Origin of the sequence: Ekhidna sp., assembly GCF_965247405.1 — a bacterium.
In the GTDB taxonomy this organism is placed as follows: Bacteria; Bacteroidota; Bacteroidia; order Cytophagales; family Cyclobacteriaceae; genus Ekhidna.
Genome location: NZ_OZ252014.1, coordinates 2,628,597 through 2,642,435 on the forward strand (window position 1 = coordinate 2,628,597; position 13,839 = coordinate 2,642,435).

The 13,839-nt window shown below is 41.8% G+C and carries 10 protein-coding genes; 3 read left to right on the forward strand and 7 right to left on the reverse strand.

Annotation, left to right across the window (positions count from 1 at the left end; translation table 11 throughout):
* The first annotated feature begins 8 nt into the window (after positions 1-8).
* On the forward strand, positions 9-1,358 hold the full coding sequence (locus ACP14Y_RS11925) for an amidohydrolase family protein (RefSeq protein ID WP_424963189.1): 1,350 nt from the start codon (positions 9-11) through the stop codon (positions 1,356-1,358).
* A 17-nt stretch (positions 1,359-1,375) separates the two neighbouring features.
* Here ACP14Y_RS11925 and ACP14Y_RS11930 read toward each other — a convergent pair whose 3' ends face one another.
* The gene (locus ACP14Y_RS11930) at positions 1,376-3,679 is read right to left on the reverse strand and encodes an ATP-binding protein (RefSeq protein ID WP_424963190.1); all 2,304 of its coding nucleotides are present in this window, start codon (positions 3,677-3,679) and stop codon (positions 1,376-1,378) included.
* Between the two features lie 134 nt (positions 3,680-3,813).
* Here ACP14Y_RS11930 and ACP14Y_RS11935 point away from each other — a divergent pair, with 134 nt between their 5' ends.
* The gene (locus ACP14Y_RS11935) at positions 3,814-4,926 is read left to right on the forward strand and encodes a THUMP domain-containing class I SAM-dependent RNA methyltransferase (RefSeq protein ID WP_424963191.1); all 1,113 of its coding nucleotides are present in this window, start codon (positions 3,814-3,816) and stop codon (positions 4,924-4,926) included.
* A gap of 55 nt (positions 4,927-4,981) precedes the next feature.
* On the opposite strand, the gene ACP14Y_RS11940 is transcribed toward ACP14Y_RS11935, so the two are convergent.
* The 6 genes from ACP14Y_RS11940 to queG all read right to left on the reverse strand — a co-directional run bounded on the left by ACP14Y_RS11940 (position 4,982) and on the right by queG (position 13,554).
* Positions 4,982-5,476 (reverse strand): phosphoglycerate mutase family protein, encoded by a 495-nt coding sequence (locus tag ACP14Y_RS11940; protein ID WP_424963192.1) that lies wholly within the window; start codon positions 5,474-5,476, stop codon positions 4,982-4,984.
* 96 nt (positions 5,477-5,572) lie between these two features.
* On the reverse strand, positions 5,573-8,017 hold the full coding sequence (locus ACP14Y_RS11945; protein ID WP_424963193.1) for a zinc-dependent metalloprotease: 2,445 nt from the start codon (positions 8,015-8,017) through the stop codon (positions 5,573-5,575).
* Between the two features lie 271 nt (positions 8,018-8,288).
* Positions 8,289-10,406: a M3 family metallopeptidase gene (locus ACP14Y_RS11950; protein WP_424963194.1), complete on the reverse strand. Its 2,118-nt coding sequence runs from the start codon at positions 10,404-10,406 to the stop codon at positions 8,289-8,291.
* A gap of 47 nt (positions 10,407-10,453) precedes the next feature.
* Positions 10,454-11,056 carry a trimeric intracellular cation channel family protein gene (locus ACP14Y_RS11955; RefSeq protein ID WP_424963195.1) on the reverse strand — a complete coding sequence of 201 codons (603 nt, stop codon included), beginning with the start codon at positions 11,054-11,056 and terminating at the stop codon, positions 10,454-10,456.
* A 68-nt stretch (positions 11,057-11,124) separates the two neighbouring features.
* Positions 11,125-12,621 (reverse strand): hypothetical protein, encoded by a 1,497-nt coding sequence (locus ACP14Y_RS11960; RefSeq protein WP_424963196.1) that lies wholly within the window; start codon positions 12,619-12,621, stop codon positions 11,125-11,127.
* 12 nt (positions 12,622-12,633) lie between these two features.
* The gene (gene queG, locus ACP14Y_RS11965; RefSeq protein ID WP_424963197.1) at positions 12,634-13,554 is read right to left on the reverse strand and encodes a tRNA epoxyqueuosine(34) reductase QueG; all 921 of its coding nucleotides are present in this window, start codon (positions 13,552-13,554) and stop codon (positions 12,634-12,636) included.
* A gap of 135 nt (positions 13,555-13,689) precedes the next feature.
* Here queG and ACP14Y_RS11970 point away from each other — a divergent pair, with 135 nt between their 5' ends.
* A complete protein-coding gene (locus ACP14Y_RS11970; protein WP_424963198.1) occupies positions 13,690-13,830 on the forward strand; it encodes a hypothetical protein in 141 nt (46 codons plus the stop codon).
* The last annotated feature ends 9 nt before the right edge of the window (positions 13,831-13,839 follow it).

Sequence of the window (13,839 nt, forward strand, 5' to 3'; positions counted from 1 at the left end):
GATGCGTTATGAAAATATTTACGTCTTATTACCTTCTTTTTTTGCTAGTCTCATGTAGCCCTGCGAAAAAGCAAACCTACGATCTCATCATCAGTAATGTCAACCTTATCGATGGGACAGGTGCCCCTTTACTTGAGAGAGCTAATGTCTATATCAAAGATCGGGTCATTACCAAAATCGATTCTGGTGATGTTGATGGAAGTGGAGAGATAATTGACGGCTCTGGAAAATACCTCATTCCTGGTTTATTTGATTGTCATGTGCACACGACAGACTTCAATAGGGACTTTCCAAAATTGATACATTATGGTGTGACGTCTGTATTTATCCCAGGTGGAGGTACCTGCACGAATGAATATTATAAAGAAATGCGAGCGAGGGGAAACCAGGATTCGATTCCATCACCTCGTGTTTTTCATACCAGTCAGCATTTTACTATGGAAGGAAGGCACCCGGTTAAGACATACGCCAGTAGCAATTGGGTTGAAGGTGAAACGGTCTTTTTCCTGAAGGATACCGCTCAAATATCTGAGCTGGTAAAGCAGGTATCCGAATATCCGATACTAGGTATAAAAATTACGATTGAAGATGGTCCTGCGCCTCCTTTTGTTGAGCGTATGCCTCAGGCATTCATTGATAAGACAGTAGAAGAAGGCAAGAAGTATGGACAAGAGGTGTTCGCACATGTGAGCGACAATGAGGAATTACGAATGGCAGTAGAAGGTGGTGTCCAAAATCTGGTGCATTACACAGGAGTTAATATTGATCCGAATGATTCTGTTCATTTGAAATGGATTGCCCAGCTAAAGGATAGAGATGCTTCATGGGTGACCACCTTAATGATTGATAAGTCATTTTTATATCCGCTGCATCCGGAGTGGTTTGAGGATAAGTATATGATTACCTCATACAAGAAAATGGTTGAAGAATTAACTCCCAAAGTAATCGAACGATCGAATTTCTTCTCACAAATGTTGCAAGAGGAATATGGCATTGAAGGAGGTGAACTGGCTGATTTTATGATTCCTCAATCCAGGGACATCCAGTTTTTACTGGATCAGGGATTGAACATGGTTCTGGGTACAGACACTGGAAACGATTTCAATTTTGCGGGATACAGCCTCCATGAGGAGATGCAATTGCTACGAATGGGAGGAATGGAGCCACTTCAAATCATCAAAATGGGAACTCTAAATGCTGCCAAAATGATGCATGCCGAAGATAGTCTTGGTAGCATTGAAGTAGGAAAGTTGGCAGACATGATTCTATTGGATCAAAATCCATTATCCAATATTGAGCATACATTGACAATTAATTCTGTTTTCAAAGGGGGACGGGTACAAAAGCGAATGCATTAATAGCATTAAGGAATTGTTTATTTCTTCAATTGCCCACTGATAGCGTCGTAAAGGTCATGAGGATTGAATGGCTTAGTGACAACACCGTTTAAGCCCGTCTTACTCATCTTGGTGGATTTTTCAAACATAGCAGAGGCTGTAAGTGCCAAAATAGGAGATTGAAAGCCCTTTTTGCGAAGGTGTCTGGTCGCCTCATATCCGTCCATTACCGGCATTTGTAAATCCATTAGAACGATATCAAAGTCTTGTTCTTCAATTATTTGTAGCGCCTCCTGACCATTTTTTGCTACAGTCACCTCCATCTCCCATTTTTCCAACAGTCGTTTGGCTATCAGTACATTCATGTCGTTATCTTCCACCAGCAATGCTCGGTACCCTTTCAAGTTTAGCACCCCTTCTTGCCGTATTCTTTCTGCTTTTTTCTTCACTTCAAGATCTAGCGAGAAGTAAAAAACCGATCCTTTTCCTGGCTCGCTGGTGAGGTGAATTTTAGACCCCATTTGCTCTACCAACTGCTTGGTGATGGATAGCCCGAGACCTGTCCCTCCATATTTTCGTGTGGTAGAAGTGCTTCCTTGCTGAAACGACTGGAAAATGCGATCCATTAGGTCGTTGTTTATTCCAATGCCTGTATCCTGGATTTTAAAGATCACTTCCACCTTTGAATCTTCGGTTAAGCCTTTTGAGACATAAAAATTAACACTGCCCTTCTCAGTAAATTTTATTGCATTTCCGATCAGGTTAGTAAGAATTTGGTTTACACGCGTTTTGTCCAGCCGAACAACAGCAGGAAGTTGATCATCAAATTGGAAACTGAATGCAATCTTTTTTTCCTCTGCAATTGGCTTGAACACATTAAAGACATTTAGGCAATAGGCCTTTAAATCTACATTGGAGAGTTCCAGTTCCAATTTTCCTGCATCTATTTTACTGTAGTCCAGTACATTATTTATAAGGGTTAGAAGATATTCAGAAGAATTTTTCAGGATGTTCAGTTCCTCCAACTGGTCTTTTCTTGGCTTCTCGCTGATCAGGTGATAGGTTGTGCCAATAACGGAATTTAAAGGAGTTCGTATTTCATGACTCATGATGGACAGGAAGTCAGACTTAATCTTTGCCGCATTTTCCGCCTCTTGTTTCGATCGCCTCCATGATTCTGTAAAATGCTGTGAAAGAATCAGGGCTTGAAACAAGAAAAAGATCAACTGCCCCAGCATTGATACCCATAAGATTTCTTCAAGTACATTAAGGTAGGCTAGTGTCTTCATGCAGAAAACGACAATGATTCCCATAGTACTGTATAGCGAAAAAACGGCTCCTCTTCTCCTTCTAAAAATGGCACGGATAAAAACAAAAAATGCAAATCCCATCCCAAGAAGAAGCAGAAGCAAAAACGGATCGTTTAGCTGGGTAAAGATGCGAACCGGGAGTAGGGTCATCAGTGCCCAGGCCAGAGATAGGACGATGAAAAAGTTAGCGACTTTTATCGGTGTATCTTTTGGGAAAAGATGCTTAAGGTATAGGCAAAAGAAGAATGCGGTGAGGTAAAACGTGCTGTACTCGATCGTCATCCCTAAGCGATAGGGCATGTCAACCAGATCGTAGAGGACATAATTACCCCAGCCGATAATTCGGTACGCATAAACCAGGCAAAAAAGGGAAAAGTAGAGCACCATCTTCTCATGCTGGCCATAGAGGAATAGTCCAAAAAAGAAAAATGCCCCCATGATCAGGCAGCCGGCCATAAAAACATCATACACATCGTTGATGAATTTTTTATCCATCAACCGATCAAGTGTGCCAAACGTAATCGATGAGCCAAGCCCACCCTTGCTGTGAACAAAGTTGGAAATGTGAATCACCATTTGCAGGGTGTCGCTCTGAATATGAGCAAGGGATACGAAGTTGTGTAACCTGTCCGGTTTTTCCTCCTTTGCATTTTCCGCCGGTGTGCCCATGCGAGCAAGCAACTCGCCATTAATATACAAATGGTATGCACTGAAAAGATCAGGCACTTTCAGTGCCATAGGGATAGCTGTGTTTTTGTAGATGGTGAGTGAATATGTACCATAGCCCATCGCCGATAGTCCACTCTGCTCCCATCGCTTTGGTACTTTGATAATTATTGGGTCTTTGCCTTGAGGGTTGGCAGGGTCTAAAAATTGATCGGGATAGAAGAGCCATTCACCGTTTAACGAAAAGGACGGATCATCGGAAAAATCATGATTGGAAAGATCCAGTTGGCCGGAAACAGGGCTTTGGCCAGAGACAAGCCCATAGGGAAGTAGGATCAAAAACCAAACAATTGATCTCCATAGCATACTTTAATTTAAGCCAATAGGAATAATTAGTCCGTTTTTTGGTGAATATTCTTTAGCACTAGGAAGGAATTAATGATGAAATGAAGTGATCTGACCAGTCGGCAACAGGGTTGAAAGAAGTATTTTTGCAGCTTATGAAATTAACCATCAAGACACTTTTCGGATTTGAGGATATTCTCGCAAAAGAGGTAGAGGCACTGGGCGGAGAGAAGATCGAAAAGATTACCCGAGGGGTCAAATGCGAGGGCAACCCGGCTTTTTTATATCGGGCAAACCTGGCACTTCGGACGGCATTGAAAATATTGGTTCCTATTCATACTTTTCAAGCGAAAACAGAGAAGCAGCTTTATGATGAAATGATGGGGTTTGATTGGTCTATGTTTTTAGATGTAGACCAAACATTTGCGATTGATACGGTGGTCTTCTCCGAGATATTCACTCACTCTAAATATGTGGGCTATAAGTCCAAAGATGCGATCGTGGATCAGTTTCGAAATAAATATCGAAGACGACCAAATATTGATACAGATAAGCCGGATGTGCTGTTCAACATTCACTGTGCGAATGACTTTTTCACTGTTTCTATGGATAGTTCAGGTGAGCCGTTGAATCAGCGAGGATATAGAGAAGAGGGGCACAGAGCTCCTATGAATGAAGTGCTGGCAGCTGGAATGATTGCTTTATCTGGTTGGGATAAGAAATCGCCATTGGTTGATCCAATGTGCGGGAGTGGCACCATCCTGACAGAGGCAGCTATGATCGCCATGAATATGGCACCTAATCTGAAACGAAAGGAATTTGGTTTTCGAACATGGCCGGAATACAGCCCGATTTTATTCAATAATGTAAAGACCGAGGAGCAAAATAAAATGCGTAAGCCAAGCATGGATATCATTGGAATCGATATAGATGATGAGGCTGTCACCTTAGCGAGGAAAGCATTGGGAAAGATCGGTTTGCGACGAGAGGTAAAAATTAAAATCATGGATTTCCGTGATTTCAAGCCGATTAACGATCACGGGATGATCATCACCAATCCACCGTATGGCGAACGAATAGGTGACGATATTCTGGAGTTTTACAAAACGATGGGAGATGCCTTTAAGCAAAACTTTGTTGGCTATGATGCCTGGCTGATCAGTTCCAATAAGCAAGCGCTTAAGCAAATTGGCCTGAAAGATTCTGAGCGCATTAAGCTTTACAATGGAAAGCTTGAGTGTGATTTTTGTAAGTATGAGTTGTGTTGAAACCCCTATAGTCCCCTCAAAGGGATAAAACTTCCTGGAGTTAAGATATTAACATTTAAAACTTCAATCTGACCAACTTCCCTTTTCCTACTTCGTATGCCACAATAATGATCAAATTTGAGTAATCACTTTCATCCCATTGCTCAAATTTCTCTTCACCCAATAGCGCATTAGCCAATGCTGGGATCGTATTGGAATGACCAGAGATAATCACTGTTCCATTACTGTGTTTTTCAGCAATGGTCTGGAGCCACTCCTTTTTAGCTAATGGATCGTAATTTTTTATCTCAAGTCCCTGCTGATCTGCAATGGACCGGAGCGTTTCCATGGTTCTTTTAAATGGGGTGGAATAGAGCCCATCTATTTCTTGCCGGCTAAGTAATTCAGCAAGGTAGCTTGACCGTTCTTTTCCTTCTTCGTTTAGTGGAGGATTGCGTGTTCCGTCATCAGCTTTTTCTGCATGGCGAACAAGGATAAAGGTTGTTTGATCTTGCGCATAAGAAATAATCGTAAACGCAAGGAAGAAGGTAGTAATGAGTAGCTTTTTCATAAGGTGAATTTAGAAAAAAACGTCATCACGAGTAAAACGAAGCGATCTTGGATTGAGATTGCTGCGCTTCGCTCGCAATGACGGTATAAATAGGAGTTACTTCGGATTCAAAATCGCATCAATACGCTGCTGAATATCCTGAAGGTGAAACCTGGAGGAGGTATCATTTTGTCTGGATAAACCACTCCTCACGTCTCGTTCCAACCTGCTAAGGGTAGCCATAGCCACAGAAGGGATGTCTGAATTGGCGTATTTTTCCTCTTCCAGACTCATGAGCTCACCCAGTCTGTTGATGTGCTCCTTTTGAAGGTTCCTTCGATAGGTATCAATTCTTCTGCCATTGTAAAGCTCACCCCAGATACCCTGTCTCATATCAGTAAACAACCCGGTAAGTGAATATGCATCATTGCCGTTGAGTGCCTCGTTTTCGATCATACGCATAAGCATTTCCTCCATCGTAAGACGATTTAAGATTCTCACTTGTATACCTCTCATTCGCTCGACTAAGCCATCCTGCTGAATTCTTCCAAGGATTTCTGCATCAACTAACCAATTTGGAGTTGCAAAAAGCTGCTCATTCAAAAACTCAACCGCTCTTTCTTGCTTATCTTTCTCTACATGGGTGTATACAGCACCATCTTGATCAGCAGTTTTATAATATTCGTAAACACCGCCAACATTCGAGACTACATGTCCATTATAGCGGTTAAATTGATTCACTACCTGGCCATATAACTCTTCAAGCTCCTTGTAATTTTCACCCTCTACGGTCGTCCAATCCATTAGTTTATCAACGATTCGTTTTAGGTTCCTGATCCCTAGTTCACTGGCAATCATAGAGTCATGTCCTATATCTTCTGTTTGCGCAGTTGGATCTACAGGGAGTCCTCGCTGACGTCCATACCTGTATAGCGGATCATCACCTTTTTCTTTGATCCATGCATTGAGGACGTCTTCTTCATCATCCGGGGTGCTTACGTTTGGAATGGGCTTATAACCATATTGGGTTACCCATAGGTCATACTCTCCAATGCGAGGGAAGAAATTGGTGATCCCATCCTCTGGCTGAGCCACATAGTTGAAGCGTGCGTAATCCATAATGGAAGGAGCAACTCCATGCGTATCGGTGAAGGCTTTATCCCTCAATTGATCTACTGTGTATGCAGGAGATGAACCCATGTTGTGAGGATATCCCAATGTATGACCTACTTCATGAGCAGACACAAACCGAATGAGTTCGCCCATCAATTCATCGTCAAATTTAGTTTTCTGTGCCTCAGGGTTGACTGCTGCCGTCTGAATGAAGTACCAGTTTCTCAGCAGATTCATCACGTTGTGATACCACAAGATGTCACTCTCTAGAATCTCGCCGGTTCTTGGATCATGTACATGAGGACCCTGGGCATTTTGAATATCAGTGGCAATGTATCTGATCACTGAGAAACGAACATCCTCCGGACTCCAGTCAGGATCTTCCTCTTTACTTGGAGGGTCTTTGGCAAGGATTGCATTTTTCAATCCGGCAGCCTCAAACGCTACCTGCCAGTCTTCTACACCCTGCTTGATATACTTTCTCCACTTTTCCGGAGTTGCCGGGTCAATGTAATACACGATTGGTTTTACAGGCTCTACCAGTTCGCCATTGTTGTAGGCATCCCAGTCGCTTGGTTCCAGTCTCCATTTCGTGATAAATCTTCTTTGAGCCGCTTTTTGCTCATCTGAACTGTAATCGATTTGACGCAGAGAAAAGAACCCTACTCTTTCGTCATGATATCGTGGAACCATTGGATCTTCTGGTAAAAGAATCATTGATTGATTCATTTCAATAGACAGTGTCTCGGTCAATCCATTCGCAGGGAGTTCATCTCCTTTGTACGTTAAAATATGTCTGACTTCTACATTTTCTGGGAATGACTTTACTGAAGTGATCAGTGATCTTGCCTTGTCAATCCCTTTGATCTTGAATCTTTTTCTCTCTGAATCTCTCAGTCCACCAATCATAGGGATGTCACTGGAAAAGAAATCTGTTACTTTAATCACATAAGATGAAGAATCATCCTTCATTGTTTCCAATGAAAATGACTCTATGACCGGCTCAAAATTGTTGTTTTTGACGGAGGTATAAATGGGCTCATTTTCGGCTGCTACATTATTGTAGGAAACCGAGCGCATCAAGATCTTTCCGCCCATTTTTTGAAAGCGGATTACTTGCTGAGGTCGCGACTTCATGCCAGCCCCACCAAAATTCAATCCCTTTACGTGACCTGCTATCCTTGATACAATCAGGATTTCTTTTTCAAGCAGGTTAGCCGGAATTTCAAAGTAGAAATCGTCTCCTACCTGATGTGAAGTGATTAATCCCTCATCGGTAATGGCCTCATTTGTGATTACTTCAGCGTAATCTTTTAAGCCATTCTTTTTCTTCTTAGGTGCTTCCTGCTCAGTATCGTCACCTTTCTTTTTCTTCTTTTTCTGCGCTTGAATGTCTGTCGAAATGCCGACGAATAAGAGCGCAAATACTACGGTAAGTATTTTTTTCATGCTTTCATGGATTTAATTTTCAATAGCAACTTAATCACGAAGCAGAGGAATTAGATAAAATTTTATTTGAGCGGTTAGGTTCAATTGCAGAGAACATTGAGAAAGGCATCAAGATTACTTACCAATAAGATGTCGAAATTTTGCTGATCGGAAGGAAGTAGCGGAGATGTTTAGCTGAATTAAAAAAGTCGTCCCACCATAGTGGAGGGACGACTGATAGCCACAGAGCTTTATGAGTAAAAATCTTCAGTTTTACTCTGTCGTTATATCTTTAATTAAAACCTCGTCTTTCCAGGATGGCTTCAAATTTTGGTTCTCTGCCTCGGAAATTCACATACATTTCCATGGCATCTCTTGTGCCACCTTTGGAAAGGATGTGATTCTTATATGCAGTTGCCGTTTCTTTATCGAAGAGACCGTTTTCTTTGAATGCTCCGAATGCGTCTGCATCCATTACCTCAGAATTCAGGTAGCTGTAGTATCCGGATGAATATCCCTCAGGACTGGAGAATGCATGTCTGAAATACCCGGTTCGGTATCTCGGAACGATCGCATCAATCAATCCGATTTCATCCATTGCAGCTTTCTCAAACGCATCGACATCTCCTTCAATAGGCTCGGTGATTGAATGATAAGCCATGTCCAGATATGCAGCTGCCATGTATTCTACTGTTGCGAAACCCTGATTGAATTTGCCAGCATTTTTGATCTTCTCGACCAGCTCTGTAGGCATCACTTCTCCTGTTTCATAATGGAACGCATATAGCTCCAGCATCTCCGGTTCAAAAACCCAGTTTTCCATCACCTGAGAAGGGAACTCTACAAAGTCCCTTGGAGTAGATGTGCCTGAGATGGAAGGATATGTGCACTCTGAAAGGAGTCCATGCAGTGCGTGACCGAATTCATGAAACAATGTACTTGCTTCATCCTGGGATAGTAAGGAAGGTGTATCACCGGTCGGTTTAGTGAAGTTTCCTACGTTCGTCACAATAGGAATGACTCTATCGCCACCCATGTTGCTTTGGTCACGGAAGGTGTTCATCCATGCTCCGCCTCGCTTGCTTCCACGGTAAAACCAATCAGATAAATAGATACCGATCAATTCATCAGCTTCATTTTTTACCGTGTATGTACGAACATCCGGGTGGTATTTTGGGATGTTACTTTGTTCTTCGAATGTCAGGCCGAATAGTTTGTTAGCAAGAGTAAACGTGCCATTGATGACATTGTCGACTTTTAAATATGGACGTATCTCGTTTTCATCGAGGTTATATTGCTCCATCTTGATCTTTTCTGCATAGTACCACCAGTCCCATGGGCCGATTTCAATATTTTGACCTTCATTGGCAGCCATTTTAGCCATCATATCACGCTCTTTCTTGGCCGCTTCCAATGCAGCAGGCCAAACTTTATCTAAGAGATTATACACCTTGTCAGGAGTATCCAGCATACGCTCAGCAAGGATATAATCAGCCCAGGTCTCGTAACCTAGCAGATTAGCCTTTTCCAGTCTTACGTTCGCGAGGTTTCTAGCCAGTTCTTTGTTGTCCAACTCATCATCATTGTCGCCTCGAAAAATGTACCCTTCTTTCAGTTGTTTTCTCAATGCGCGGTTGTTGGAGTATGTGATGAATGGAATCATGCTTGGCTTGTGCGGAGTGAAAAGCCATTCTTCATTGTATCCTCTTTCCTGCGCAGCTTCTCGCGCTGCATTAATGATGTTATCAGATAGACCATCGAGATCTTCTTCATTCTCAATGAGCATCTCAAACTTGTTGTCTTCCTTCAGCACATTCTCACCGAATTTCACAGAAAGCGAGGACAGCTGGCCGTTTAACTCACGCATTTTTGCTTGCTCATCCATGCTCAATGCAGCACCCGCACGAACGAATCGGGTGTGATAATTTTCTAAAAGTTTAGCTTGTTCTACGGTAAGATCAAGCTCTTCGCGCTGATCGTATAGTATCTTTACTCGTGAATAGAAATCACCATTTAGAAAGATGTTGTCGCTATGAGCCGACAGCTTGGGACTGATTACACGAGATATTCCTTGAATTGAATCATTTGTATGAGCAGAAGATAAGTTGAAGAATACACCACCTACTTTGGTTAGTAACTCACCGGATTTTTCAAATGCTTCGATGGTGTTTTCAAAAGTAGGTGCTTCTTCGTTGCTGGCAATTGCAGCGACTTCTTCAAGCTGTTGTTGCATGCCATCTTCGAAGGCCTGCATGTAGTGCTCATCCTTAATTTGATCAAAGGGAGGTACACCGTAAGGGGTATCCCATTCCTGATAGAATGGATTTTCAGTTTGCATATCTGTGTTTTCAGATTGAGGTTGGCAGCTGATTAAGAATAATACAGCTAATCCATAAATGAAATTTTTCATATTTTGGTTTTTGGTTGTCAGGGTAAATTTAGTGAAAGGCCATGCTCTCAAGAAATATCCGGCAGCTGCCACTTAAACTTCACGGCTAAAATTCTAAAAGAGGCAATAAAAAGGACAGTGATCAGAATATTCCATCCCTGATCTAATCCGGCTCGCTGAAGGATGACATAAAGGATGCCACCACACAGACAAGTGAGTGCATAAATCTCTTTTCTAAAAATGAGGGGGATTTCATTACAGACAATATCGCGGATCACTCCGCCGAATACAGCTGATACCATTCCCATCATGATAGCGATGACAGGGTGTACTCCTATAGTCAGCGCTTTTTGTAGCCCTAAAACAGTAAAAACAGCAATTCCGATGGTATCGAACATGAAGAAAGTTCTACGTAGTTTCAATACAGCTTTACCAAAAAGCAGTGAGATCAAGATTCCTGAACCGATCATGGTCAGGTACATCAGATCATTCATCCAACCGACAGGGGTGCTGCCCAACAAAACGTCTCGAACGGTACCTCCGCCAATGGCTGTAATTAAGCCCACTGCCGCAATGCCAAAGAAATCCAGTTTCTTGTCTCGACCGGCAAGTGCCCCGGAGATGGCAAACACCATGGTACCAATGATATCGATGAAGTAAAGGATAGTCACGGAGCGAAAGTAGTGACTATTCCAATAATCAGAAGTTTATTTTAATGTATTAACTAATCAAAAATTACTCAAGCTAAATACCAAAGCATCCCTCCAATATTCCAATAATGGATCGAGTAGGAAAGGACTAAAAAGCTAATTGTAAATAGAGCATAAAATATCTTATGTCTGACTTCTACTCCTTCGTTTTTGAAAAGGTGCAGCGACTGGTAGATGAAATACAATCCAAAAATCCCGAAAGATACATGAATAAGGAGGGGCGTCATACTAGTAGTAATAACAGCAGCACTTTCTGCGCTTCGCATTTTCAGGATCTGGATTACGATCAGAAAAATAGATAGGAAAGAGGCAATGGATGGAATCGAAAGGGAGGTTGACTTTTTTCTGATCTTTTTGATGATAAAAACAAATATGGTGATCAGGCATACAATCACACAAATTATTAGGGGGACTAAGCTTTTAATGAAATTGTTTCTAAATGCTTTTTCGTATGTACGATTGATTGATTTGCCGGCATATCCTGCATCCTTGAGGTAGATGATTGCATCGAACATAGTTAGTTCTTCATGGAAGCTTGTTTCGGGATCAGTCTGAAGGTATTTTTTTGAATCAATGAGGATCATGTTGGCATTGTTAAAAACACTGTCAGGAACAATAGCATTTTCTGGATTATACCTTCGAATGCTAATTGATAATGTTTTCTGTCCATTTTGTTTGGCTATCTTCTGAACATGATCTCCTAATGTAAGAACACCATTCGGGCCCACCCCATACATAGTGTGTGCACCACCTATCTTGAAAAGGACTTTTGCATCCGGATCGCTTTTCAGATAGTTATCCAGGTTGGCTTTCATCAATTCTTCCCTGATGGCTACTGATTCTTGTCTGGTATTTGGGTCCATCCATTTAGTGAATATCTCCATGGTTTGCTGAAGCTCTTTTAGTATTTGATCTTTTTCTTCAGAAGGATTGCCTTCAAATACCTGCTTTAAAACCTCTAAGTCTTTTTGATGATTTTGCCTGGTGTACCTTCCCATTTTTAAAGTCGCTTTTAAAAATGCTCCTCTAGCCACTTTTTTTTGTTCATTCGTATTTGCTAGCTCGATAAGTCGTTGAAATGGGTGAATAGCTGTTTGCATTTGATCCAGGCCCCAAATAGGAGTTTCCAAATCAGGGTGCATGTCAACAGCTGATTGCATCAGCTCTAAATCACCATTTGAGTCAAATGCGATGGAATGGGGGTACTTCCTCGTAAACTTATCTATACCAAGTTTCGCCGACTTACTGGTGGTCCATCCATCGGTCTCAAGTGCTAAATAGTCAAAACCTTTCTTATCTAGTTGTTTATTGATAAAAATGACAAACTCCGCAACTCCCTTAACTCCATGCTGTTCACCGAAGAGCACAAATTGACAACTGTCAGCTCGATCTATGATCCATTTGACACCAGAGCCTTGGTAATCGTTTTCGTTAACAGATATTGGATAAATGGATTGTGATTGGATAAAATGACTAACAAACAAAAATCCTGTAATTAGGAGTGTTCTAGTGACCAGTGTTTTCATGAATGGAATTGGTTAGGATTGAATAAATTTAATATTCCTTTTCAAGCCCTCAAATTTTGTCCGCTTCACCGCAGACTTCTTAAACACTTTCTGAAAAACCTCTTTCGTCATTTCCTGCCAGTCCTGCTTTGCAAACGCTTCCCAGCCTTGTGGTTTGAAAGCTGGCTCTGAATGAGGCTTTGAAAACCTATTCCACGGGCATACATCCTGGCAGATGTCACATCCAAACGCCCAACCTTCCATTTTGTCTTTGAATTCTGAAGGTATCTCATCTTTCAACTCAATGGTTAGGTACGAAATGCATCTGCTTCCGTCTACTACATAGGGTTCAGGAATGGCATCTGTAGGACAGGCATCCTGACATGCCGTACAGGTGCCGCAGTAGTCTTTCATGGGACCATCCGGTTCTAGTTCCAGGTCAATAATCAGTTCAGCTAAAAAGAAGAAGCTTCCCATCTCACGATTGAGAAGCAAAGAGTTTTTGCCTATCCACCCCAGTCCGCTTTTGGCAGCCCAGGCCCTCTCATGCACTGGGGCGGAATCCACAAACACCCGACCTTCCACCTCACCGATCTCCTCCTGAATTTTATTCATGAATAATTTCAACTTATCCTTTATCACAAAATGGTAATCCTGGCCATAAGCATACTTAGCGATTTTAGGTTTATCACCTGATTCATGAATTTTCTCCGGATAGTAATTGTAAATCAGCGAGACTACTGATTTTGCCCCAGGCACCAGCTTGGTGGGATCCAGCCGTTTATCAAAATGGTTTTCAAGGTACCCCATTTTTCCCTGGTACCCCCGATTCAGCCATGCTTCAAGCTTGGGTGCTTCATCTTCCAGAAACTCAGCTTTCGAAATGCCACAAAAAGTAAAACCCAGATCGGTGGCTGTCTGCTTTAAAAATCTTTCCCTGTTTATAGTACCCACAAAGCAAATGTAGTATGCAAAAAAGGGTTGTTTAAAAGCCTTTTAATCATCCATGCAAGAATTAGAAGTTTCTGTGCAGGATTGGAAAATTCTGTTGCCGGATTTTTGTGTCAGAAAATTTAAAAAGTAGTACAAATGAATCGAGTGTATACAAAACTAAAGGAAGCAGAAATTAACGTAAGTGAGATGGAAAATGTAATTGCAACAGCGACGGTGATCGCCTACTATGCGATTGTAACCTATGGCCTGCATACCTTGATTCAGGCTGCATATTAAACAATTTCA